The organism is Arenibacter sp. F26102 (assembly GCF_023015865.1).
Classification (GTDB): domain Bacteria; phylum Bacteroidota; class Bacteroidia; order Flavobacteriales; family Flavobacteriaceae; genus Arenibacter.
The window spans coordinates 20533-46416 of the sequence record NZ_JALKBC010000020.1; the positions used below are offsets into that span (position 1 = coordinate 20533).

General features: G+C 39.8%; 22 protein-coding genes. 16 read left to right on the forward strand and 6 right to left on the reverse strand.

Translation table 11 applies throughout. The features are described 5' to 3' along the window. Window position 1: 1 nt before the first annotated feature. The 7 genes from MWU78_RS20275 (at window position 2) to MWU78_RS20305 (ending at window position 10478) form a co-directional block, all read left to right on the forward strand. The gene (locus MWU78_RS20275; protein WP_247001243.1) at window positions 2-1510 is read left to right on the forward strand and encodes a DUF1501 domain-containing protein; all 1509 of its coding nucleotides are present in this window, start codon (window positions 2-4) and stop codon (window positions 1508-1510) included. A gap of 242 nt (window positions 1511-1752) precedes the next feature. Then, entirely contained in the window at window positions 1753-3150 is a 1398-nt protein-coding gene (locus tag MWU78_RS20280) for a c-type cytochrome domain-containing protein (protein WP_247001245.1), read from the forward strand. Window positions 3151-3261: 111 nt separating this feature from the next. Then, the gene (locus MWU78_RS20285) at window positions 3262-4701 is read left to right on the forward strand and encodes a PKD domain-containing protein (protein ID WP_247001246.1); all 1440 of its coding nucleotides are present in this window, start codon (window positions 3262-3264) and stop codon (window positions 4699-4701) included. Between the two features lie 95 nt (window positions 4702-4796). Further along, window positions 4797-6227, forward strand: a complete 1431-nt coding sequence (locus MWU78_RS20290; protein WP_247001248.1) for a DASS family sodium-coupled anion symporter — start codon at window positions 4797-4799, stop codon at window positions 6225-6227. A gap of 333 nt (window positions 6228-6560) precedes the next feature. After that, complete coding sequence (locus tag MWU78_RS20295) at window positions 6561-9062, forward strand: zinc-dependent metalloprotease (protein ID WP_247001250.1); 2502 nt, start codon at window positions 6561-6563, stop codon at window positions 9060-9062. A gap of 223 nt (window positions 9063-9285) precedes the next feature. Then, window positions 9286-9471, forward strand: a complete 186-nt coding sequence (locus MWU78_RS20300; RefSeq protein WP_247001252.1) for a hypothetical protein — start codon at window positions 9286-9288, stop codon at window positions 9469-9471. Between the two features lie 554 nt (window positions 9472-10025). Beyond that, window positions 10026-10478 (forward strand): hypothetical protein, encoded by a 453-nt coding sequence (locus tag MWU78_RS20305; protein WP_247001255.1) that lies wholly within the window; start codon window positions 10026-10028, stop codon window positions 10476-10478. 68 nt (window positions 10479-10546) lie between these two features. Here the strand turns inward: MWU78_RS20305 and hemL are convergent, their stop codons facing one another. From hemL to MWU78_RS20320, 3 genes are read right to left on the reverse strand one after another with little or no spacing between them, the layout of a single operon-like run. Next, window positions 10547-11836 carry a glutamate-1-semialdehyde 2,1-aminomutase gene (hemL, locus tag MWU78_RS20310; protein WP_247001257.1) on the reverse strand — a complete coding sequence of 430 codons (1290 nt, stop codon included), beginning with the start codon at window positions 11834-11836 and terminating at the stop codon, window positions 10547-10549. Between the two features lie 3 nt (window positions 11837-11839). Beyond that, window positions 11840-12688: a glucosaminidase domain-containing protein gene (locus tag MWU78_RS20315; protein ID WP_247001260.1), complete on the reverse strand. Its 849-nt coding sequence runs from the start codon at window positions 12686-12688 to the stop codon at window positions 11840-11842. Next, window positions 12685-13611 (reverse strand): pyridoxal-phosphate dependent enzyme, encoded by a 927-nt coding sequence (locus tag MWU78_RS20320; RefSeq protein ID WP_247001262.1) that lies wholly within the window; start codon window positions 13609-13611, stop codon window positions 12685-12687. The genes MWU78_RS20315 and MWU78_RS20320 overlap by 4 nt, the downstream gene beginning before the upstream one ends. Before the next feature lie 501 nt (window positions 13612-14112). Between MWU78_RS20320 and MWU78_RS20330 the strand changes: the two genes are divergently transcribed. The 4 genes from MWU78_RS20330 (at window position 14113) to MWU78_RS20345 (ending at window position 18261) form a co-directional block, all read left to right on the forward strand. Further along, window positions 14113-14280 (forward strand): DUF5522 domain-containing protein, encoded by a 168-nt coding sequence (locus MWU78_RS20330; RefSeq protein ID WP_247001266.1) that lies wholly within the window; start codon window positions 14113-14115, stop codon window positions 14278-14280. A 68-nt stretch (window positions 14281-14348) separates the two neighbouring features. Further along, window positions 14349-14909 (forward strand): DUF4136 domain-containing protein, encoded by a 561-nt coding sequence (locus tag MWU78_RS20335; protein WP_247001268.1) that lies wholly within the window; start codon window positions 14349-14351, stop codon window positions 14907-14909. 273 nt (window positions 14910-15182) lie between these two features. Continuing rightward, window positions 15183-16934: an aromatic amino acid hydroxylase gene (locus MWU78_RS20340; RefSeq protein ID WP_247001270.1), complete on the forward strand. Its 1752-nt coding sequence runs from the start codon at window positions 15183-15185 to the stop codon at window positions 16932-16934. A 61-nt stretch (window positions 16935-16995) separates the two neighbouring features. After that, on the forward strand, window positions 16996-18261 hold the full coding sequence (locus tag MWU78_RS20345; RefSeq protein WP_247001272.1) for an acetylxylan esterase: 1266 nt from the start codon (window positions 16996-16998) through the stop codon (window positions 18259-18261). 28 nt (window positions 18262-18289) lie between these two features. Here the strand turns inward: MWU78_RS20345 and MWU78_RS20350 are convergent, their stop codons facing one another. The 3 genes from MWU78_RS20350 to alaS are packed head-to-tail and all read right to left on the reverse strand — an operon-like array spanning window position 18290 to window position 22519. Then, window positions 18290-18901 carry a DUF4230 domain-containing protein gene (locus MWU78_RS20350; protein ID WP_247001274.1) on the reverse strand — a complete coding sequence of 204 codons (612 nt, stop codon included), beginning with the start codon at window positions 18899-18901 and terminating at the stop codon, window positions 18290-18292. 3 nt (window positions 18902-18904) lie between these two features. Further along, window positions 18905-19852 (reverse strand): GSCFA domain-containing protein, encoded by a 948-nt coding sequence (locus tag MWU78_RS20355; RefSeq protein WP_247001276.1) that lies wholly within the window; start codon window positions 19850-19852, stop codon window positions 18905-18907. A 30-nt stretch (window positions 19853-19882) separates the two neighbouring features. Next, the gene (gene alaS / locus MWU78_RS20360) at window positions 19883-22519 is read right to left on the reverse strand and encodes an alanine--tRNA ligase (RefSeq protein WP_247001278.1); all 2637 of its coding nucleotides are present in this window, start codon (window positions 22517-22519) and stop codon (window positions 19883-19885) included. Between the two features lie 104 nt (window positions 22520-22623). Here alaS and MWU78_RS20365 point away from each other — a divergent pair, with 104 nt between their 5' ends. From MWU78_RS20365 to MWU78_RS20385, 5 genes are read left to right on the forward strand one after another with little or no spacing between them, the layout of a single operon-like run. Then, on the forward strand, window positions 22624-23601 hold the full coding sequence (locus tag MWU78_RS20365; RefSeq protein WP_247001280.1) for a M23 family metallopeptidase: 978 nt from the start codon (window positions 22624-22626) through the stop codon (window positions 23599-23601). Then, window positions 23601-23930: a MerR family transcriptional regulator gene (locus tag MWU78_RS20370; RefSeq protein WP_247001282.1), complete on the forward strand. Its 330-nt coding sequence runs from the start codon at window positions 23601-23603 to the stop codon at window positions 23928-23930. Before MWU78_RS20365 ends, MWU78_RS20370 begins: the two co-directional genes overlap by 1 nt. A 21-nt stretch (window positions 23931-23951) precedes the next feature. Next, on the forward strand, window positions 23952-24551 hold the full coding sequence (locus tag MWU78_RS20375; protein WP_247001284.1) for a LemA family protein: 600 nt from the start codon (window positions 23952-23954) through the stop codon (window positions 24549-24551). Between the two features lie 6 nt (window positions 24552-24557). Then, window positions 24558-24995: a TPM domain-containing protein gene (locus MWU78_RS20380; RefSeq protein WP_247001286.1), complete on the forward strand. Its 438-nt coding sequence runs from the start codon at window positions 24558-24560 to the stop codon at window positions 24993-24995. After that, on the forward strand, window positions 24976-25779 hold the full coding sequence (locus MWU78_RS20385) for a TPM domain-containing protein (RefSeq protein ID WP_247001288.1): 804 nt from the start codon (window positions 24976-24978) through the stop codon (window positions 25777-25779). Before MWU78_RS20380 ends, MWU78_RS20385 begins: the two co-directional genes overlap by 20 nt. Window positions 25780-25884: the final 105 nt, after the last annotated feature.

Sequence of the window (25884 nt, forward strand, 5' to 3'; positions counted from 1 at the left end):
TATGAACAGTTTGGACCGATTAATAAAAGAAAAGTTACAACGGGAAATACAGGCCAAGACCCGCAGGCACTTCATTAAGGATTGTGTTGCCGGCATGGGCGGTTTGGCCCTAGGCTCATTTTTTATGTCCTGTAATTCCTTTCTGGGAAACAAGGACAACGCAAAGATCGCCTTAACCGAAAGGGACATCAACCCCTTGGCTTCCATGGCGCCTCCTTTCCCTGCCAAGGTAAAATCGGTTATTTACCTGCATATGGCCGGCGCTCCATCACAGTTGGAAATGTTCGATTATAAGCCTACACTACATAAACTGAACAATCAGGCCTGCCCCCAATCCCTATTGGAAGGGAAAAAATTCGCTTTTATTAGGGGAACACCTAAACTTTTGGGACCTCAGGCCGAATTTAAACAACATGGTGAATCCGGGAATTGGGTGTCCAACTTCCTGCCGCACTTTTCAAAAGTGGTAGATGAAGTTGCTTTTCTAAAAGCCGTAAACACAGATCAATTCAATCATGGGCCCGCCCAATTGTTCATGCATACGGGAAGCCCCAGATTGGGCAGACCAAGTATCGGGTCGTGGGTCACCTATGGTTTGGGATCCGAAAATCAAAATTTGCCAGGCTTTGTAGTACTTACCTCCGGAGGGAAAACACCAGATGCGGGAAAGAGTGTCTGGGGTAGTGGTTTCTTACCTTCAGTTTACCAAGGAGTCCAATGCAGATCCAAAGGAGATCCGGTACTTTATATAGATGACCCCAAAGGCATTACCCGGAATCTTAAAAAAAGCACCATAGATGCCATAAACAACATCAATAGGAAAGAATTCAATGAATATTCCGATCCCGAAATTTTAGCAAGGATCAATCAGTACGAAATGGCCTACCGCATGCAGACAGCAGTGCCAGAGGTCATGAACATAAACAATGAACCCGAACATATCAAGGAAATGTACGGAGTGCAACCAGGAAAGGAATCCTTCGCCAACAATTGCCTATTGGCTAGAAAACTAGTTGAAGACGGGGTACGTTTTGTTCAATTGTTCGATTGGGGATGGGATAGCCATGGCACAGGTCACGATACCGCAGTAGATCTAGGGCTTAGAAATAAATGCACCGAGATAGACAGACCCATGTCCGCCCTACTCCTAGATCTTAAACAAAGGGGATTACTGGATGAAACCTTGGTAGTCTGGGGAGGCGAATTCGGCCGGACCCCCATGCAGGAAAACAGGGAAGGACAGGAAATGGCCTATAAAGGCAGGGATCATCACGGAGATGCGTTTACCATGTGGATGGCCGGAGGAGGCATAAAAAAAGGTGCCAGTTGGGGTGTGACCGATGAGATAGGCTTTTCCGCCTTGGAGGGCCAGGTCTCCGTACACGATGTCCATGCCACCATGATGCACTTATTGGGCTTTGACCACGAACAATTTACTTTTGATTTTCAAGGAAGACCCTTCCGCCTTACGGATGTTGAAGGGCATGTAATACAGGAAATACTTGCCTAAAAGAACCAACCAAACCAACACAATGCGATTATTTATCATACTTTTTAAATCTTTACTCTTTTCCCTTGGCCAATTAGCAGTCCTATTTTATCAAAAAGATTGGGGAAACAAATTCACTTGGGATAACTTTTTAAAACCGCCTAACACCCAGGGTTATGACTGTGTGGAATTAGGGATGTTTTCTGGTCCTGCCATAAAGGAAGTCTTAAAAGAACGCCTAACATTGAACAAATAATTAATCGATGGAAGTTATTCAACAACTAATAGGACGTTTACATCCCGTTGTAGTGCATTTGCCGATAGGTTTCATAATTGCAGGATTACTTTTGCAATGGTATGATAGAAAGAACAATGAATGGTCCAAAATAATTGGTATCATATTTAAATGGGGATTTATTTTCGCAACCTTAGCGTGCATGAGCGGCTTCCTGCTGTATCAAAGCGAAGGTTATTCCTTTGACACCGTGAAATTTCATTTATGGATGGGCATTTTTACTGCCCTGTTTTGTTTGTTGATGTATCTGCGATTGGCTGAACCCTCAAATATCGAATTTATAAAGCGATTGCCCATTGTGCTTTTATCGCTCTCTCTATTTTTTCTAATATCATTTACCGGGCATCTAGGAGGTAATATCACCCACGGGTCCGATTACCTCATTGAGCCCCTACCTAACAATATAAAAACATTTTTGGGTATTGGTCCTGAAGTATACGAAATGCCTACTTTGGACGAAGATAATTGGGAAGAAGCCGTTCTCTATGCCGATCTGGTCCAGCCCATTTTGAACACTAGATGTGTCAGCTGCCACAATTCCAAAAAGGAAAAAGGCGAATTACAATTAGAGGAGGAAAATGGGATTCTGAAAGGCGGGGAAGACGGAGAAGTAATAGAGCCTAACGACCCTGATAATAGCGCCCTATATGCCAGATTAATTTTGCCCTTGGAACATGAAGACCACATGCCCCCAAAAGATAAGACCCAGCCCTCAATAGAAGAAATTGAAATTATTAAGACATGGATAGCCAATAAGAATTCTTTTGATAAGACCATAGGGGAACTAGGCCTAAAAAAGGAATTGTTCTATGCGTTTTTCCCTAAGAAAAAAGATGATACCTATCCTGATGTAGAGGTTGCGGAAATTCCAAAAGATACTATCTCTGCCATAAAGAAAAAAGGTTTCCATATAGAACAAGTAAGTGAAAACAGTAATTTTATACGGGTGTCCTGTATCAATAAACCCACTTTTACGGATAAGGATTTTAATCTGCTGTCCTCTGTAAAAAATCAGATCGTATACCTAGATCTTGGAGAAACGCAGATTACGGATGGCATTTTTGAAAAATTAAGTACTCTGCCCCACCTCACGGTATTAAAAATGGACAATACCAGAATAACGGGTAAAAACATTGAAACCTTGGAAAAGCTTGAGTACCTAAAAAACCTGAATCTTGTGGGGACAAATTTTGAAGAGGTACATCTAGACCATTTAAAAAGGTTCAAAAAATTACAGATAGTTTATTTACTCAACACCCCTATTAAAAAAACGTATCAAACGGACAAGCCAAAAGAAGGTGAAGTGTTTTTTGATTATGGAGGTTATGAATTGCCCAAAATAGCTACCGATTCCATTATTTATTGATTTGTCAATCAACTTGTTGTTTTCACCGTTTAAACCCCTGATTACAACGAAATATTGAAACAACAATAACATTAGGACGTTAATACTATTAGGATCCCAAATCTTAATGGTATGAAAAAAAAATACTCGCTTATTTTAATGTTAATGTTAGTGGTTTCCTGTACCAAGGATGAAAAGACCGATGGCATGGATCCCGAGCTTGAAAGAAATTTAACCGCTTGTTTTACCGTAAACAAGGATACCTTAACCCTCGGAGAATCCTTACACTTGACCAGTTGCTCCAAAGATGCTGTAATTTATTCCTATAATTTTGGCAATAATGAAATCAGTAATCAGGAAAGCCCTTCTATAATCTTTAAGGAAGGAGGTAATTTTACCATAACCCTTGTAACCTATGACGACCAAAGAAATAGTGAAACCTTTAGCCATACCGTTTTTGTAGAGACCCCGGTGGAATCTTATTACCACTTCCCAGATATTTCACTCGGATTAAATGGTCTACCTATAGGTATAGGCATAAATCCTCAGAACGGTAATATTTACTATTTAGAGAAATCCGAAGACCTGGTAGGCCTTACTATACCTAAATTCTATTACAAAGAACTAAATAGCAATTTAATACCTACTTCCAATTACATTGCAGATATGCAATTTAATTCTGGACATGGCTTTGTAAATTTTCAGGACAATGGAAATAAGAACATCCATTTTTCCCGAACACTGCCAGAATTATACGGATCTCAAGAAATTACCCTAAAGAGCACCTGGCTATTAATGTCCACTGTAAATTCTGCCACCAAATACCTTTATGGATACTTGAAAGAAGATGTGAATTCTATATTTTATGGAACACAAAAGGATAACGGGATTTATAAGGCCGTAATTGAAAAAAGAAATGCCAATGGTGACGCCTTTAATGTTCAATTTAAAACTATAGGGTCTAATAATGCCATGCTGGCCGATATGATAAAGACTGAAAATGGCTATGTGGCATTTGGAGGAACGTTCGACAAGAATATTACAGCTCCAAATATCACAAACTATAATCCAACACTTATCTTCCTTGACACCAATCTAGCAGTAACCAAAACAGTGGTATATGGCCATACTGTGTTGGACACGCATATCACTGAAGCCAACCATTTAAATGGGGCCTACCACATAATACAATTGTCAAATGGAAATTTAGCTACTTATGGCAATGGAGAACTTACTGTTTCCAAGCCGGATGGTGGGCTTATCGTCTCCCATTATTTTAGTATCAATAATGACATCCAAGCCATGATTTCTTTGGAAGACACCTTTATAATCTCAACAGGGGATGGCTATTTGCGCAAATATGACTCCTACGAAACAGAGATTGGAAAGCTGAAGTACAATGGAAATTTTATACCGGATCTATTGGAAATAAATAATAATCTATTCTTTGTTGCTGGATACCGAACCACGGATACGATCATCAACTTGGGAGATCTATCCGTTGTTAAAATTTTATTTGGCGCAGTGGATAAAGACCTAAATTTGATATCCTTGGAGTCGGTTTTTAATTAATTGGAATCATTGTGAAAAAACCTTAAGTGACTTTTTGCTTTTGATTTTTATAACTGCGGGAAATAGCCTAGTTTAGAAGACCATAAACCTCCCGTATGGATTTAAGCAAAAAATTGGGACTAATATTCGGCCCACTATTCTTTTTTATTCTTTTAAACCTACCCACTACCCTGGTTTCCGAAAAAGGGGATGCCGTAATAGCCGTTGCGGTTTGGATGGTAATTTGGTGGATAACGGAGGCCGTTTCCATCTCAGTGGCCGCACTGTTGCCTCTAATTCTATTCCCCTTACTTAAGATTATGCCGATTGGCGACGTTGGTGCCAATTATGGAAGCCCAATCATCTTTCTGTTTTTTGGCGGCTTTGTCATGGCACTTGCCTTGGAAAAAGTGAATTTACATAAACGTATTGCCCTTAACATTATAAAAATTACTGGAACAACTCCGAACAAAGTAATCCTAGGATTTATGATTGCCACGGCGGCCTTGAGCATGTGGATCAGCAATACGGCTAGCACGGTTGTTATGCTCCCGATTGCCATGTCCGTTATTGGATTATTGGTAAATGATGCCGATGGTTTCACCAAAGATGATCGCAATTTTGCACTAAACGTTATGTTGGGGATTGCTTTCTCTGCCAATGCTGGCGGTATAGCCACTGTTATAGGCACCCCACCGAATTCAATTTTAATTGGTTTGCTGGAAAACGAATACAACATTGAAATCTCCTTTCTTAAATGGATGGTTATTGGATTACCATTTTCCATTGTCATGGTAACCATTAGCTATCTGGTTCTTGTAAAATGGTTATTTCCCAATAAACAATTGAAATTTACGGGCTCCAAACAGATTATTCAGGAAGAATTAATAAAGTTGGGCCCTACCAGTGGGAAAGAGAAAATGGTACTCGTAATCTTCGGTATTACTGTTTTCCTATGGATTTTCAGGACGCTCATAAATGGAATATTTCCTCTTTTAGGCTTATCGGATACCATAATTAGCATGGTGGCCGCAATTGCGCTGTTCGCGATTCCCTTTAACCTTAAAAAGGGTGACTTTATAATTGGTTGGAACGATACCGAAAAATTGGCCTGGGGAATATTAATATTATTTGGCGGAGGACTGGCCTTGGCCGAAGGAATGTCTACCAGCGGCATAGTAGATATGGTGGCAAACACAATTTCCACCAGCGATATCAGTATATTTTTTACGGTAGCCCTATTAATAACATTAATGCTCTTCATGACAGAATTGATGAGCAATGTTGCCTTGGTCGCAGTTCTGGCCCCAGTGGTTGCAGGAATAGCGATAGGGCTTGGAGTTCCTATACTTTATTTGTTGATTCCGGTTACCATGGCTAGTAGCTGTGCGTTTATGTTGCCCATGGCAACCCCTCCCAATGCCATAGTTTTTGCAAGTGGTTATATAAAAGTATATCAAATGGCAAGGGTAGGAATAATTCTTAACCTAATCTCAGTAGTTCTCTTGATCTTGTTGTTCCAATTTGTAATTCCCCTACTCTTCTAATTTATAAGTTGGATAAAAAATACATGCAGGTAATGGTCTAACAAAAGTAGAGCCTTTGCTCTCACAAAGGCTCTATTCTTGCCTGGTTCAAATAATCTATAAAAAGAAATTCTCTATTTATATAGACTTTTAAAAAGTAAAAATGTTACACATTATTTGTAGAAATTTCTTCTTTTCCCCTAAATATTCAAAAATCAACCCTCTAAGATTCACAAAGGCATGCAATTCCGTTAATAATATTGTAATAGGGCAATAATGCCAATCCACTTCCAAAATCTAAATAATTTTAAGTTCTTTGAAAGGATTCATGAATTCATCAAAAAAGAGTGAAATATGTTTAAAAGTATACTCGCGAAAGCGTTATTTGCATTTTTGTTAATAGGAAGCTTCCATACTACAGAAGCTCAAATATTTAAAAAGAAGGAAAAAAAATCTGAAGAAACAGATGCCAAAGAAAAATCCAAAAAAGGAAAAATAGAATCCTATGAAAATGTAATTACTAAAGAAGCAAAAACGGATAAAGGCCTTTTTGATGTCCATGTGGTAGACGATAATCATTATTACGAAATACCGGACTCCTTATTCAACAAGGAAATGCTGATGGTAAGCCGAATTTCCAAAACCGCCACCGGTATTGGATTTGGAGGAGGAAAAATAAACACCAAGGTACTTAGATGGGAGAAGTTGCCAAAAAAGGTTTTACTAAGGGTAGTGAGTTACGATATTGTTGCCGCAGATTCGCTTCCGGTAAGTGAAGCCGTGCTAAATTCCAATTTTGAACCCGTCCTATACACATTTGATATCAAGGCGTTTAAAAAAGATAGCTTAAAGCCAGCAACGGTTATCCAAGTCAATGATCTTTTTGAAAAAGATGTAAATGCTCTTGGAATGCCTGAATATTATAGGAAGGAATATAAGGTTTCACGTCTGGATGAATCCAGAAGTTACATAAACACTCTTAAAAGTTACCCCCTAAATATAGAAGCAAGACACGTAAAGACCTACGTGGCCAGCAATGCTCCCTCCAATGAAAGTTTGGGATCTATTTCCATTGAAATTAATAATTCCATGATATTGCTGCCAGAAGAACCTATGAAACGCCGTTATTTTGACAAACGTGTTGGTTGGTTTGCCCGTGGCCAGGTAGATTATGGTTTGAATACCCAAGAAAGTAAGACTGTCCGTTTTCTTGACCGTTGGCGACTTGAAGTGAAGGACGAGGATATTGAAAAATTCAAAAATGGAGAACTTGTAGAACCCAAAAAGCCAATTGTTTATTATGTGGATAGGGCTACACCAAAAAGCTGGGTTCCCTTTATAAAGCAAGGAATTGAAGATTGGCAAGTAGCTTTTGAAGCAGCAGGCTTTAAAAATGCCATTTTGGCCAAAGACCCTCCATCTGTTGAGGAGGACCCCGAATGGTCACCTGAGGATGTGCGCTATTCGGTAGTTCGTTATTTGGCATCACCAATTCCGAATGCCAACGGACCTCATGTTAGTGACCCTAGAACCGGTGAAATATTGGAATCCGATATCAACTGGTACCACAACGTTATGACCTTGTTGAGAAATTGGTTTTTTGTGCAAACGGCTGCCATCAATCCTGAGGCCAGGGGAGTTGCCTTTAAGGAAGAGGTAATGGGCCGCTTAATTAGATTTGTATCTTCGCATGAAGTTGGTCACACCCTTGGCTTGCCTCACAATATGGGCAGTAGTGTGGCTTATCCAGTAGATTCGCTCCGTTCAGCTTCCTTCACCAAAAAATTTGGTACGGCACCATCCATCATGGATTACGCCAGATTTAACTACATAGCCCAACCAGAAGACGACGGTGTTGCCCTAATGCCAGATATTGGGATATACGACAAATACGCCATTAGCTGGGGTTATCGTCCCATATTGGACAAATCCGATAAAGAAGAAAAAACAACCTTGGATAGTTGGATTTTAAAGCATTCAGGAGATCCACTATACCGATTTGGACATCAGCAGACAGGAGATGTAGTTGATCCAAGTTCCCAGACTGAAGATTTGGGAGACGATGCCATTAAAGCCAGTGCCTACGGTATTGAAAATTTAAAAAGAATTACCCCAAAGCTCATAGAATGGACCGCAGAAAAAGGTAAGGAATACGATGATTTAAACACCTTATATGGTCAAGTAATCTCTCAATTCAACCGTTATATGGGCCATGTTAGCAATAACATTGGCGGGGTATATGAACTCTATAAAACCTACGACCAAGAAGGGGCCGTTTATACCCCTGTAGATAAGGAGCACCAAAAAAATTGCTTGCTTTTTGTCCAGGAGCAATTATTCCAAACGCCCGAATGGCTAATTGTCCCAGACATTTTTAATAAAATTGAATATTCAGGTTCTTTGGAGCGAATAAGAAGCCTACAGGTTAAAACCTTGGACAATATTTTGGGTTTAGGCAAACTGGCTAGATTAATCGAGAATGAAACTGCCAACGGTAAGGACGCCTATTCCATATTGGAAATGATGACCGACCTAAGAAAAGGCCTATGGTCTGAAACGCGGAATGGGAATAAAATTGACACCTATAGAAGAAACCTTCAAAAGGCGCATATTGAAAGATTGGCCTACTTGATGACCGCTGAAAACGAAACTCAAAAAGGAAATTCAGGTGGATACCGCAAATCCACCCCAATTAACACCGGCCAATCCGATATAAGATCGATTGCAAGAGCGGAATTGAATATACTTAGAAAGGATTTAAAAAATGCTATTTCGAGAACAACCGATACAATGAGTAAATATCACTTACAGGATGCTGTGGAACGCATAAATATAATACTAGATCCAAACAGTTAAATTGATCATTACTTAAATAGGCTACCTAAAATTGTATAATGGTCATATTGAATGAATTGAACAGGGCTACTTATTTCAGGTAGCCCTATTTTATGTCCCATAATTAAGATTTTTCCGTTGAATGGATGCCTTTTATCGATAAAACGCAAATTTTAACATAATTTATTTCTTGGCATTTATTATTTTTTCTACTTTGAGGCATTGTTTAACACCCCCCTTATCTATGTCCTATAAAATTAAAAGCTTATTGTATTTTGTCACTTTTGTAGCATCGGCTGTTTTGTACTACGCAATGGAGCCAGAATTTGAAAATGAAAACAATCGTGATTCTGCCGAAATTAATCAACTAAAATCCAATAATCTGGATATAGACTCTAAAGTAGCAAAACTGGACAAAATACTTGAATAAAACGATATCCACATTTATTTCAAAATTTCTACCACAGTAAATTGGACTTTTACAACAATTTTGGATGCGTTTCACAACATTGGCCAAATTCGAGGTCATAGATTATTTATCTTAGAGGTATAATTAAAACCCCAAACCTATGTCCTACAAAATAAAAAGTCTATTATATTTTATATGTTTTTTAGTATCAGCTCTGGTTTACAATAATCTATCCAATGATACTACAACAGAAAACGAAATAATCTCAATTGAAAAATCTAAAGTCAATATTGAAGCCTTGGCTAACAACTCAGGGAATCAATTCTTGAATATACAATAACAACGATCCAATAATTCATTTTGAAAAAGGGTGTAAACTTAGGTTTATGCCCTTTTTTATTGGTAAATACACGTATCACTGGTAATTTGGGTTTAGATAATTTCTCTGACTATATTAAATATACTCACCCATATCCATAGGCCAGCATCTGTTAAAATTACGCTAAATCAATAATTCTCTTTAAACTAATCTGTCATTGTATTGTCCTAAATACAAAACAGTAAATAATAAACAGATGAAAAAATTAATTGTATTAGTTGTATTAATGGCCGGTATAACCACCATGGCACAAAAACCAGAGCGAGAAAGAGGTAGTAGGGGCGATATGAAAGACATGACCCCGGAACAAATCGCCACTCTACAAACGAAGCGGATGACCTTGGCCCTGGACCTTACCGATGCCCAACAAAAACAAATTCAGAGTATAAACTTGGATAATGCCAAGAACCGTGCAGAGAAAATGCAGGAAATGAAAGCTAAAAGGGAAAGCGGCGAGGCTAAAAAGTTAACTTCGGAAGAGCGTTATGCCATGAAAACGGCCATGTTGGACCGTCAGATTGCACAAAAGGAAAAGATGAAAAAAATACTGAATAATGAACAGTATGAAAAATGGGAGAAAATGAAAGGAGAAGGACATAGAAGAGGTAAAGGAATGCAACGCCACAAAGAAAGAACTGACGATAAATAAAAACCTCCCCTTATTAATCAGGAAGGCTAAATGGACAAATTGATGTCTATTTAGCCTTCTTAATTTTATTATTGTAGATCTTTTGCAATTTTGGAAAGCGCCGCAATGGTCTCATCCAAATCCTGATAACTCAGGGCATCGTTCAAAAAGTAGCTTTCAAATGCACTCGGCGGTAGGTATATTCCTTGGCTAAGCATCCCGTGGAAATATTTCTTAAAAATGGCATTGTTACCTTTAGCCGAAGATTCAAAATCTGTCACCGGTTCGTCCGTGAAATGAATGGAAATCATGGAACCGAACCTGTTCATCTGAAAAGGAACCTTGTTATCCGTCAATACTTTTGCCAAGCCCTCTCCCAAGTACTTGGTCTTATCTGCCAAACTCCTGAAAATTTCCGGATTATTGTTCAACTCGGTCAGCATTGCCAAACCGGCACTCATGGCCAAGGGATTTCCACTCAGTGTTCCTGCTTGGTAAACCGGTCCATCCGGAGCTAAATACCCCATAATCTCGTCTCTTGCTGCAAAAGCACCAACAGGCAAGCCCCCGCCAATTACTTTTCCAAAAGTTACTATATCCGCTTTTATTCCCAACACTTCTTGGGCGCCACCCTTTGCCAATCTGAATCCGGTCATCACCTCATCAAAAATCAATAATATATCCTCTTGGTCGCAAAGTTCACGAAGTCCCTTAATAAAACTTTCTTCAGGAATAATGCAGCCCATATTTCCTGCTACAGGCTCAATTATAATGGCCGCAATTTCTCTTTTGTTGGCCGCAGCCAAGGCCTTTACACTTTCTAGATTGTTATAGTCTGCCAAAAGGGTATCCTTGGCCGTACCTTGGGTAACTCCTGGACTGTTGGGACTACCAAAAGTAACAGCTCCACTACCGGCCTGAATTAAAAATGAATCGGAATGACCGTGGTAACATCCCGCAAATTTTATTATTTTATCCTTACCAGTAAATCCCCTGGCCAAACGAACGGCACTCATACAGGCTTCGGTTCCACTATTCACAAAACGTATCTTATCAATATTGGGCACCATTGAAACCGCCAATTTTGCCAGCTGTGTCTCTATTTCAGTAGGCATTCCAAACGAGGTACCCTTTTTTGCCTTCTCAATAACCGCATTGATGACAGGTTCATGGGCATGCCCCAAAATTAAAGGCCCCCATGAAGCTATATAATCGATCAATCGGTTGCCATCCTCATCGTACAAATAAGCCCCTTTGGCCTCTTTCACAAATATAGGATTACCACCAACGGCCTTAAAAGCCCTTACGGGAGAATTCACCCCGCCAGGAATATAACGCTGTGCTTCAGCAAATAAAGCACTGCTTCTTCTATAAATCATAAATTATCTAATTTTTTCGGATTTTACGGTCAATTTTTGGCCCTCTGCCAAATTACTGTTCGTCATATTATTCAACTTCATCAATTCCGGAATGGAGACAAAATACCGTTTGGAAATAGAATATAGGGTATCTCCCCTTTGCACCACATGAATCTTGTAATCGTACTGCTTTGGCTCCCTTTTGACAATTGCTCCCGACCCAACAACTTTCCTGTCATATTTGTCCAATTCATAGCGCTCTATAAGAGCGATCAACTTATGTGGATATTTACGGTCCGTTGCATAACCAGCCTCCCTTAAACCATAGGCCCAACCCTTATAATCATCATGTTCCAAATCGAATAAAAAGGCATAACGTGCCCGAGAGGACAAAAATACACTGTGGTCCCTGAAAGAATACATGGGATGATTATATTTCCTAAAACATTCCCCTTTTGCATCATCATCATGAAAATCATAATCCCCTTCCCAATCTGTATGACATTTAATACCAAAATGATTATTGGTCTTGGCTCCCAGCACCCCTCTGCCCGCACCACTTTCCAAAATACCCTGGGCCAAGGTTATACTGGCCGGGATGCCATATGCCTTCATTTCAAATTGGGCAATTTCAGCAAAGGTTTCTATATATTCCTCCGTGGAGTTTACTGTAAATTTCACAAAATTGCCATTGTCCTCCGGTAAGGCATAAGCCGCTTCATTTTTGGACTCGTTCAATGGTTTGGACACGGCCTTGGGCGAGGCGGTAGTAGTCCTAACATTAGGTTTTTTAGCATAGGTAGTTTTCTTTTTAACACCACAGCTAACTAGAAACATACCCAAAAACATTGTTATCGCTATTCTTTTTATCATACTTTTATTAATGGAAGATTCTTCTTTTTTAACACTAAATTCATCCCAGCAACTCCCTGTAAACCACCACTGTGTATCGCTAAAATTTTGGTTCCAGGTTTAAAATAATCGTTCTTGACCAAATCTAAAATACCAAATAGTAATTTTCCTGTATAAACGGGATCAGTTGGTATATTGGTCTTTTCCTTAAAATAATTAATAAATATTAAAAGCTCTTCTGAAACCTTTGCATAACCCCCAAAATGATAATCAGTATTGATTTCCCAGTTTTCTTTGGCCGTAAAATTACGAATATCTTTTTTTAGAAAATCACCTTTTAAGGATGGAAACCCTATAATTCTCTGATAGTTAAATGAAGAATTGATTATTCCGGCCAAGGTCCCACCTGTTCCAACACTCGAGCATATAACGTTAAAACCCTTATCTTCCTGGGTCAATATTTCCTCGCAACCTTTAACGGCCAACAAATTTGTCCCCCCTTCAGGTATCAAATAATACTGCCCAAATTCCTTTTCCAATACCTCTAAAAAGGACCTATCCGCCTTTTCCCTATAGGCTGTTCTTGAAACAAATTTAAAATTCATCCCATGCTCATGGGCCTGGGCCAGAGTAGGGTTATGCATCCAATTCCGACTGAGCTCTTCACCCCTAATTACCCCAATGGTTCTTATGCCGTATAATTTTCCGGCATAGGCCGTAGCAGCAATATGATTGGAATAAGCACCTCCAAAAGTAAGAATGGTGTCCAAACCCCTTTGTTTTGCCTCTAATATATTGTACTTAAGTTTTCGGTACTTATTACCAGAGATAAACGGATGGATCAGGTCTTCTCTTTTAACTGATAGAGCGACTTGTTTTTCACTTAAAATAGGAAGATCTACTTTTTGATTTATTCCCTGCACGTTGAAGGCTTTTCGCGCCAAAGATATTTAATAAAGCTATACGGCCTTCTCTCTTGTAGATAATATAAATTGGTTTCATTGTCATAGGCCTCACGTTCAAAACTTATATTTTGGTATGCTCTATAGGCATCAAAATAAATGAGAAACCGAATAAGGCCCTCCAATAAATACAAGCAATAAAAAGGGACTATCAATAATTCCCGTTGTTGCCTCAAATGTATTCTTTCGTGATTAAGCAGCGTAGCGTCCCTTTTTAAAGAAGAGTTCTTTAAAATAATGAACGGCCAGAGAGATAGTCCAACGTAGTTCTTGTAAAATAAATGTTTAAATACTACTATCATTTATTCGGATAAATAACGCGCTTATCAAATATAAGGGGGTATGATCAAAAATATTTTCCACAATCGGCTTACTACGAACAAAATAGGTTAAAATGCAAAAAGTATGCTAAACTCTGTTAAAATAAGCACCCCAAGCTTCTCTCCTTAAATAAATTGGTATAAATCCCATAAATTTACATCAATGAAAAAATTTATACCATTGGAGGAAGGGGATTTTTACTTTTCGGAGGAGGGATACAAAGTTTTCACAAAACAATATCATCTAAAAAGGGGGTATTGTTGTGAAAGTGGCTGCAGACATTGTCCTTTTGGCTACAATCAAAAAACGAATGCACAGCGCCACAGCTAAGGTCTTCGGCATGATTTTTGCGAATATTTAATTGGAATATGATGAGTACTAATTCAAATAAAATAGCTATGAAAAAAATTAGATTTTTAGTCGTCCCGATTTTGGTGTTGCTTTTTGCAAGTTCCTGCACTTCGGTACGCGTATTATCAGATTATGATAAAGAAGCAAATTTTAATTCATTTAAAACCTATGCTTTTTACAAGACTGGTATAGACAAGGCCCAAATATCGGATTTGGATAAAAAAAGAATATTACATGCCATAGATGATGAGATGAGCTCTCGAGGTTTTGTGAAATCCGAAGATCCTGATATTTTATTGAGCATATTTACCAAGGAGAAACAACAGGTAGATGTGTACAACAACTATTGGGGCGCTGGCTACTATGGCTGGGGCTGGTCTCCTTTTTACTGGGGATTTCCCTATTACGGCGGAAACAATGTTAGCACAAGGACCGAAGGCTCTTTGTACATAGATATCATCGACGCCAAAAACAAGGAATTGGTCTGGCAGGGACGGGGCATTGGAACCTTGAACAACATTCGAAATATAGAGAAGAAAGAAGCAAGGATAAAAGAGTTTGTTTCTGAAATTTTAGAAGCCTATCCTCCAGGGACAGCTGTAAACTAGATATAACTCCCTTATCAAATCTATTGGCCAAAAAATAATTAAGTGGCGTTAGAGCAATATATTGGATTAGACCCCCCTTGATTCCCTTCCCCTTTTTTGGAAGGGAATTTTTTTATTGGTAGCTACAGAAAACCAAGCTATGTTAATAAAAGCAACGCCTTTAATCCACATTCCTCCGCCACCGAGATAGATAAATAGCCACACAATAATATAACATCCTTCTTGGGGGAGATGAGGGCATTTTGTACCTTTAAAAGGATTAAAAGCCGTTGTATGTCCTACGAAAGCAACTACATATTGGATAAGCTTCCCAAGCATTTGAAGCAGTATATAAAACCTCAAAATTATGAGGAATACTCTCCGATTGATCAGGCGGTGTGGCGCTATGTAATGCGCAAAAATGTGGACTATTTAAGCAAGGTTGCCCATAAAAGCTATCTAGAGGGGCTAAAAAAAACAGGCATTTCCATAGATCATATTCCCAATATGTACGGTATGAACCGAATTTTGAAGGAAATAGGGTGGGCTGCCGTAGCTGTAGATGGCTTTATTCCCCCATCGGCCTTTATGGAATTCCAAGCCTACAATGTCTTGGTCATAGCCTCGGACATACGGCAATTGGAACATATTGAATATACACCCGCACCAGATATAATACATGAAGGGGCCGGTCACGCTCCCATCATTGCCAATCCCGAATACGCGGAATACCTAAGGCGTTTTGGGGAAATTGGATCCAAAGCCATTTCCAGTGCCAAGGATTATGAACTTTATGAAGCCGTAAGGCATTTATCCATTATAAAGGAAGCCGAGGGCACCCCGCAAGCTGATATAGATAAGGCTCAAAAGAGAATTGAGGTCTTACAGGAGAATATGGGGGAGCCAAGTGAAATGGCCCTAATAAGGAACCTTCATTGGTGGACCGTTGAATATGGCCTAATCGGCACTCTGGACGAACCTAAAATATACGGGGCAGGTCTACTTTCTTCCATTGGGGAAAGTGCCTGGTGCATGACGGACAAGGTTAAAAAAATACCCTATTCCATTGAAGCCGCACGAACTTCCTTTGACATTACACAGCCACAGCCCCAACTTTTTGTTACTCCGGACTTTGCCTACCTCAGCCAAGTTTTGGAGGAATTTGCCAATACCATGTCCCTGAGAAAAGGTGGATTAAGTGGTTTGGAAAAACTTATAAACTCTAAAGAATTGGGGACCGTGGAACTAAGTACCGGCCTACAAATATCAGGTATTTTCGATAGTGTGATCGCCCATGAAGAAAAACCAGTCTATTTACTAACCAGTGGAAATACTGCCCTTGCCTATCGAGAAAAGGAATTGATCGGACATGGAACCATACAGCACCCCAATGGGTTTGGATCGCCAATAGGAAAATTAAAGGGAATAAATTTAGCCATTGAGGATATGAGTCCCCGTGACCTAAAAGCCTATAATATTTATGAAGGTGAAGTTGTATCCCTTGAATTTATTGGCGATATAAAAGTTTCCGGCGAAATTATTACAGGTACTAGAAACCTAAAAGGAGAAATAATACTGATCACATTTGCCAATTGCACCGTTACCCATAATGAAAAAATACTCTTTCGCCCCAGTATGGGACTATACCATATGGCGGTTGGAGAAAATATCGTTTCCGTTTTCAATGGTCCTGCGGATTTAAAGAGTTTTGATTTGGTGACCCATAAAGTTACGGACACCACTATAAAATCGGCCAAAACTCAAAAAAGGAAAAAATTAGAGCAGTTGTACAAGCAAGTAAGGGAATTTAGGGAAGGTAAAAATGTAACTATATCCAGAAACAAGGTTTTTCAGGAAATAAAAACCAATCACCCAGAAGATTGGCTACTTGCTGTTGAACTTTACGAATTGGCAAAAAACAATGGGGATGAAAATTTTGCCAAAGACTTAAAATTATACCTGGAAACCCTTAAACAACATAAACCGCAATTAGGACATCTTATAGACGATGGCCTAGGTTTGGTAGATATAAGCCTGGTATCCTAGCCTGCGTCATATTTACAAATGGATTCCCTATATTTATGGCACTACCTTTAAAAGACCTGAAATGAAATTATTGTCTTATTACGTTTGTTCTTTTTTAATGCTATCTATGTCCATTGTAAAATCCCAAACCATTTATGACGAAAGTAAAGTCCCCACTTTTGAAGTGCCGGATCCCTTGGTGGCCTTTAATGGTGAAAAAATAAACTCCGTTCGGAAATGGGAAAAAGTAAGAAGACCGGAGCTACTCAAATTTTTTGAAAACAACGTATACGGAAAGCTGCCAAAAGACCTAAAGATAGATTCTTATACCATTTTGGAACAGGACAACAATGCGCTCAACGGAAAAGCCAAACGCAAGCAGGTAGAACTTACTTTTAAGAATAACGACAAAATATTGAGCTTTACCATTTTACTATATCTTCCAAAGAATTTGGACAAAGCACCCGTATTTTTGGGCTATAATTTTTATGGCAACCATACCATCACTGAGGACAAATCGGTCTTAATCTCATCTGCCTGGGCCAATAATAATGAGGACTTTGGTATTGAAAACCATACGTTGACAGAGGAATCACGAGGCATAAGAACGCATCGCTGGGCAGTGGAAAAAATATTGGATGCCGGGTATGGATTGGCAACCATTTATTACGGTGAGGTTGACCCAGATAAAAATGATTTTTCTGACGGAGCCCACAAACTATTGTATCAACAAACCCAAACTCAACCAAAACCGGATGAATGGGGCAGTATTGCAGCATGGAGTTGGGGTATGGTAAGGGCGCTGGATTATTTTGAAAAAGATCCAGATATTGATGCCACGAAGGTCATATCCTTTGGCCATTCACGATTGGGAAAAACATCACTTTGGGCAGGGGCAACAGATGTAAGATTCGCCGGGGTAATTTCCAACAACTCCGGATGTGGGGGTGCCGCCCTTTCCAAGCGAAAATTTGGAGAGACCTTAGGGGTCATAAACGATAGGTTCCCACACTGGTTTTGCGATAATTTCAATCAATATAGCGATAATGAAGAAGCCTTACCAGTAGACCAGCACCAATTATTGGCCCTTATTGCGCCAAGACCACTTTATGTAGCTAGTGCCCAAGAGGATGAATGGGCCGACCCCAAGGGCGAGTTCCTTTCCTCTTATTATGCATCATCGGTCTATGAATTATACGGCAAGAAAGGAATAGCGACCAAAGTAATGCCCAAGGTAAATGAGCCCATCCAAAACACGGTAGCCTATCACATTAGGACCGGCAAACACGATGTTACCGAATACGATTGGGAAAATTATATTAAATGGGCAAACGCCTTTGTGAAATAATGGAAGAATTAGTTTAATTAAGGGACGTTTAATCCAACAACCTTAGCTCATCTAAATTTTCGATATTGCTATCTCCATAAACCAGTGTCCACCCCATGGAATTGGTAAGCATCAGGAATTTGGAAAGCTCACTTAAGAGCCGGTTCTCCGCATTGGATTTCAAGGTAGAGGCCTCTATTTTCTTCATTAGGGACGCATTAACATTGCGCTTAATTTTGTTGTAGTCTTCAGCATTGAATTGGTTTAGATAATCCGAAGTAACATCGTAATACTCAAAATCTGGGTTTATTTTAATTTCCGGATCAGGTATATCAATTATTCGCAGCGTCTTGGTAGCCTCGTCTATTTCAAATTTTATCAAACTTAAATCGTACCCCACCGTTACCTCAGCATTTACTACTACCAAAGCCTTTTTATTGGCAGTTATCAACGGGCCGAACAATTGCTGGGAATCCTTATAATTGTATACTTCTGCAAAATGCCCTTCAGTAACTATAAGTTTAGAAACATTATTGATCTGCTCTTGGATGAGCATGGAATTCTCTTTTAAAATGGACTTTTTTTCTTTCTCCTCCGAACAGGAGCGGAAGATCAGTACAGCTGCCAAGGTTAGGATTACTCCGATCAATATTTTCTTCATACACTAAAATTTCATAAAAGGATACTCCTTTTGAAGGTACGCAATTTTTTGATCAAGTGTTTTAAGGAATTCTTGGTGCTTTCCGGATTCAGGATTAAACGGCCTATGGTTTAAACCATTCTGAACCGCTACCACTTTCTCCATTACGGCCATTGATTCTTTATCAATCCACACAGAGGTAAATTTTTCCCAGATATAATCTATGGCCAATTGATTGGGATGTACCATATCGGTATCATAGAAACGATAGTCGCGCAATTCATCCATCATTATTTCATAAGCCGGAAAATAGGCCACCTCAGGTGATTTCTCCAAGACCTCATGGACAGCGGTAATTAAGTTGGCCTTACTGCGCTGATTTTCCAAAAATCCGTCCTTTAAATGACGAACAGGGGAAATGGTCAAAATAACTATTACTTCTGGAGACCTCTTTTTTAATAACGAAATAGTTTCCAAAAGGGAATCTTCTATCGATACCGAATCCAATAGCACTTTATTAAAGTTACTTTGGGGCAATTTATGGCAATTGGCAACAATACTGTTGGTAGATTTGTACTCATAGGCCCAGGCCGTACCCAAGGTAATTACTACATGGGTAAGCCCATGTAGCCAATTATCCGTCTTTTTGGTGGCGTTTTCAATAGCCTCCAAAGTCTCTTTTTTTGAAGATCGTCCCAAATCGGAATGAACATCCAAGCACTGCCATTGGTCACTTGATGATACCATGTGATCCCCCAAAAACTCTTGGCCGGACACCACCTTCTTGGCAATATTTTGAATAGCCGTTGATTGATAAAGTATTCCAAAGGGATTTACAAGAGACTGAAACTTATAATACCCAAATTTATCCCCAATGTTTTCCGCAAAACAAGACCCCAATAATAGCAATCGACTATTGTAATCAATGCTATCAGTGGCTCGTGATATGGGTATTTGGGTTTGTAGCTTCATTTTTCATAGTTGATACTAAACCTACAAGGTCTACATCAAATAACTTTTAGCCTTTTCCAATGCTTCGGGGATTCCGGCTGGATTTTTACCTCCGGCAGTAGCGAAAAAGGGCTGTCCCCCACCGCCACCTTGGATATATTTTCCAAGTTCGCGTACAATGGTACCAGCATTTAATTTTCTATCGTTGGCCAATTCCTTGGAAATATAGCAGGACAAAATTGCCTTCCCATCTTTTTCCGATGCAAATAACAAAAATAGGTCCTTCTTATTCTGGCCCAATTCAAATGAGATATCCTTTATTCCCGCGGAATCCAAATCAACTTTTTTGGCCAAATATTGAATTCCGTTCACTTCCGTAAGTTCATTTAGCAATTCACCCTTCAGGTTTTTGGCTTTGTCCTTCAACAGGTTCTCCACTTCTTTTTTCAACCTTAAGTTCTCCTCCTGCAAGGCTGCTAAAGCTTTCACGGGCTCCTGGGAATTGTTTAAAAGTTCCTTTAATTCCAAAAGGGTGTTATTGCTTTCAGAATAAAAGTCCTTTACGGCATCCGAGGTTATGGCCTCTATTCGACGGATTCCCGCAGCAACGGCCCCTTCAGACTTAATTTTAAAATGCCATATTTCGGCAGTATTCTGCACATGGGTCCCACCGCAAAGTTCTATTGATTGTCCAAACCGAATTGTTCGTACCGCATCCCCATATTTTTCTCCAAACAAGGCCATAGCTCCTTGTTCCAATGCCTTTTCCATAGGCAGGTTTCGCTGTTCTTCCAAAGGAAGTCCATTACTTATCCTTGCATTTACAAAACTTTCAATAGCCCTTAGTTCATCTGTACTAAGTTTGGCAAAATGGGAAAAATCGAATCGCAGGTATTTGGAATGTACCGCCGAACCTTTTTGCTCCACATGGGCTCCCAAAATTTCACGTAATGCCTGGTGCAACAAATGGGTAGCTGTATGGTTACATTCCGTTCTTTTACGCTGCTTTGCATCGACCACAGCCTTAAATTTTTCTCCAGTATCCTTTGGTAGGTTTTTTGTAAAATGGATAATCTCGTTATTTTCTTTTTTGGTATCCAAAACATATACCACATCACCATTGGGAGCCTCCAAATATCCCTTATCCCCTACTTGACCTCCCCCTTCGGGATAAAATGGGGTAAGGTTGAACACCAATTGATATTGCTCCCCCTCTTTTTTGGAAGTTACTTTTCTATACTTTACAATTTTTACCGTTGTGTCCAAAACGTCATATCCCACAAATTCCTCTACTTCGTCATTGGATAAAATTACCCAATCATCCTTGGAAACTTCCGATGCCGATCGTGACCGATCCTTTTGCTCTTGCATGGCAATATCGAAACCCTTTTCATCCAGTTCAAAACCTCTTTCACTGAGAATAAGCGCTGTAAGGTCTATAGGAAATCCGAAAGTATCATAAAGTTCAAATGCCTTTCTTCCGTCTATTTTTTTGTCCTTGTTTTCTCCTGCAATATTATCCAACAATAATAACCCTTGGTCCAAGGTCTTTAAAAAGGAATGCTCCTCTTCCTTGACCACATTTTCTATTAACTGGCGTTGATCCCTAAGCTCTGGAAATGATTTTCCCATGGTTTCGGAAAGGACCTTCACCAAATGGAACATAAAGGGTTCCTTGGTATTTAAAAAGGTAAATCCGTAACGTATTGCCCTTCTTAAGATTCTACGGATTACATAGCCTGCCCCTGTATTACTGGGCAATTGTCCGTCCGCAATAGAAAAGGACACTGCCCTTATGTGATCGGCAATTACCCTAATGGCAATATTTATTTCCTCGTCCTTTCCATACTTGGAATTTGTTATGGTTTCTATCTCCCTGATAATAGGTGTAAACACGTCTGTATCATAATTGGATTGCACCCCTTGCATTACCATACATAAACGCTCAAATCCCATACCGGTATCCACATGCTTGCCAGGCAAGGATTCCAATTGTCCGTTGGCCTTCCTGTTGTACTGCATAAAAACCAAGTTCCATATCTCCACTACTTGTGGATGATCCTTGTTTACCAAAGAGGCACCGGAAACCTTGGCCTTTTCTTCGGCGGAACGAATATCTACATGTATTTCGGAGCAAGGTCCACAAGGCCCTTGGTCTCCCATTTCCCAAAAATTATCCTTCTTATTTCCAAAAAGGATTCTATCCTTGGCCACTATTTTACGCCATAGGTCCAATGCCTCTATATCCTGCTCCAACTGATCCGCATCCTTACTTCCCTCAAAAACGGTTACATAGAGGCTATCTTTATCAATTTTGCACACATCGGTTAAAAACTCCCAGGCCCATGCAATGGCCTCGGCTTTAAAATACCCGCCTGCCGGACGGGCAGGATCGCCAAAACTCCAGTTACCCAACATTTCGAACATGGTGTGGTGATAGGTATCCTTACCTACTTCTTCCAAGTCGTTGTGCTTGCCGCTTACCCTTAGGCATTTTTGGGTATCGGCTACCCGTGCGGACTTTGGTACAGAGATACCCAGGAAAAATTCCTTAAACTGATTCATTCCCGCATTGGTAAACATCAAAGTTGGATCATCTTTGATCACCATAGGTGCAGATGGAACAATTTTATGGTTTTTTTCCTTAAAAAATTCTAAAAACTTGGCTCTAATTTCTTGGGATTTCATGTAAATTGGTAAGCTTTTTATATATTTAACGGTTGGTAGAAAACATTTTGCAAATTTGCAAGTTATCTATAAACACAACCACAAAAATAGAATAAATTAGATACATGTCTAAGGTAAAATACTATTACGATCCGGACACTCTATCTTATCGCAAGATAGAACCCAGAAAATCCAGAAGATATAGAAATATAGCCCTGTTTTTCCTAGGGTCTTTCCTTTTTGGATTCTTAGGTCTCATTTTACTTTTAAATACCAATCTGGTTAACACCCCGCGTGAGCTTTCATTGGCCAGGGAGGTGAAAAATTATGAACTCCAGTTCGAATTTTTGGGCAAGAAAATGGAGCAGATAGAAAATGTATTGGCCAATATTGAAGACCGGGACAACAATATCTATAGATTGTATTTTGAGGCCAACCCTATTCCTGAAGAACAGAGAAGAGCTGGGTTTGGAGGGGTCAACAGATACAAATCGCTGGAAGGCTTCAACAATTCCGAAATGATCATCAGCACTACCAAAAGGCTAGATATTATCCAAAAACAAATGGTGATACAATCCAAATCCTTGGATGAGATTACCAAACTGGCAGAAGAAAAAGAAAAACTATTGGCGGCTATTCCCGCTATTCAGCCCATAAAGAACGAGGATCTTGCACGTATGGCCTCTGGTTACGGTTGGCGTTCCGACCCCTTTACCAAGGCAAGGAAAATGCACTGGGGAATGGATTTTACCTCACCCAAGGGAACTCCGATATATGCTTCCGGAGACGGAACGATTACTCGTGCGGACAACAACGCATCGGGTTACGGTAAACATATCAGGATAGATCATGGTTATGGATATATGAGCCTATACGGCCATTTAAGTCAGTACAATGTTAAATCGCGCCAAAAGGTAAAAAGAGGCGACCTTATCGGCTTCGTGGGTAGCACAGGACGTTCTGAGGCGCCCCACCTACATTATGAGGTATGGAAAGACGACGAACGCATTAACCCGATCAACTTCTATTACGGCAGTTTAACCGCGGAAGAATTCGAAAATATGTTGAAATACGCAACCCAAGAAAACCAATCCCTGGATTAATGCATATAGATCTTCCGGAAAAACGATATTATGGTATTGGTGAAGTGGCCAATGCCTTTGATGTGAACGCCTCCCTTATCCGTTTTTGGGAGAAGGAGTTCGATGTACTGAAGCCTAAAAAAAATGCCAAGGGCAATAGAAAGTTTACCCCCCAGGACATTAAAAACCTCCAATTGATCTACCATTTGGTAAAAGAACGTGGTTTTACCCTGGAAGGGGCCAAAATCCATTTGAAGGAAGATAAGTTAAAGACCTTGTCTACTTTTGATGTTATCCAAAAATTGGAAAAGGTAAAAGCCGAGCTGATCAAAATTAAAAATCAACTATAAATAACTCTAAATACTCTGATCATGAAAAAATGGTTAATTCCTGTAATTATCCTTGTAGTTTTGGGCATTGGTCTATACCAATGGGCTGTAGGCTTCAACAATACCGCTGTTAAACTTAAAGAAGCCTCTACCCAGACTTGGGCGAATGTGGAGAGCGCATACCAAAGGCGAAACGATCTTATTGGCAACCTTGTTAATACAGTACAGGGTGCGGCAGACTTTGAAAAGGGAACACTTACCGCGGTTATTGAAGCAAGGGCCAAGGCTACCTCCGTAAGCATTGACCCCACCAATATTACACCTGAGCAACTCGCAAAATTCAATGAGGTGCAAGGAGGATTGAGCGGTGCTTTGAAAAGTCTTTTGGTCACCGTGGAGCGTTACCCGGACCTGAAGGCAAATCAAAATTTCCTGGAACTACAGTCACAATTGGAAGGCACTGAAAACAGAATAAACATAGAACGAAATCGTTTTAACGAAAGCGTATTGCCCTATAACAATCATATAAAAACCTTCCCCAACTCTGTATTGGCAGGTCTTTTTAATTTTGATGAATTGGCTTACTTTAAATCGGAAGCCGGTGCGGAGCAGGCTCCTGACGTGAATTTCGAATTCAATTAAAACAAGATGTCCAAAGTAGAAGATTTTTTAACGGCCGATGAGGAATTGGAAATAGTGAATGCCATTGTTAAGGCCGAAAGAAATACTTCCGGGGAAATTAGGGTGCATATTGAACCGCAATCCAAAAAACCCCATTTTGAACGCGCCCAGGAAGTATTCCACTACTTAAAAATGGATAATACCAAAGAAGAAAATGGTGTCCTCATCTACATCGCTGTACATGACAAAAAATTTGTGGTATACGGTGACAAGGGAATAAACAAAGTAGTCCCCGATAATTTTTGGGACACTACAAAAACGGTCCTTGAAAATCATTTCAAAAAAGGGCATTTTAAGCAAGGTATCATAGAAGGAATACTCATGGCCGGCAAAGAATTGGAAACCCATTTCCCATGGAAGCATAACAATCCCAATGAATTAAGCAATGAAGTATCTAAAGGGTAGTCTCTTATTCCTGGTATTATGCAGCTTCTCCATAACTGTTGCCCAATTTAAAATACCCGAAAAGCCAAAACTTGAAGAACAGACAAGTGTTTATGATTATATAAACCTACTTTCTCCCCAGGAATCAAATAGTCTGGAACAAAAATTGATCCGCTATTCGGACAGTACTTCCACACAGATCGTTTTGGCCATTATTTCCTCTACCGACGGGGAAAACATAAACTTTTTAGGCGCAAACTGGGGACATGCCTGGGGTATAGGACAAGCCAAGGAAGACAATGGTATTTTAATTTTGTTGGCCAGGGACGACCGTAAAATTGCCATTAATACAGGTTATGGCATTGAGCCACTATTGACAGATGCACTGTCCAAACGGATTATAGAAACGGTAATTATCCCAGAATTTAAGCAGGATAGATATTACGACGGACTCAACAAAGGAGCGGACGCCATATTTAATGTCTTGAACGGAGAGTTTAAAGAAGACCGAAGTTTCGACAAAACCCCTGGATTTCCATTTCAGACCCTATTGCCTTTCATCATTTTCATTGTAATACTCATCATTCTTTCCAACAAGGGAAGACGAGGGGGCGGTAAAGGAGGTAACCGCAAAGGAATGGACCTATGGGACATTATTATCCTTAGCAATATGGGACGAGGCGGTTATAGATCGGGCTCATCCGGTGGTGGGTTTGGCAGTGGAGGCAGCTTAGGCGGAGGAGGTTTCGGTGGCGGTTTTGGCGGTGGAGGCTTTGGAGGAGGTGGTTCCTCGGGAGGGTGGTAGTGCTAATGTAGCAATGTTTAAATGTACCAATGTGATAATTTGAAAATTGGTCAATTTGAAAATACTTCAAACCTGAAACACTTCAAACTAGAGACTAGAGACTAG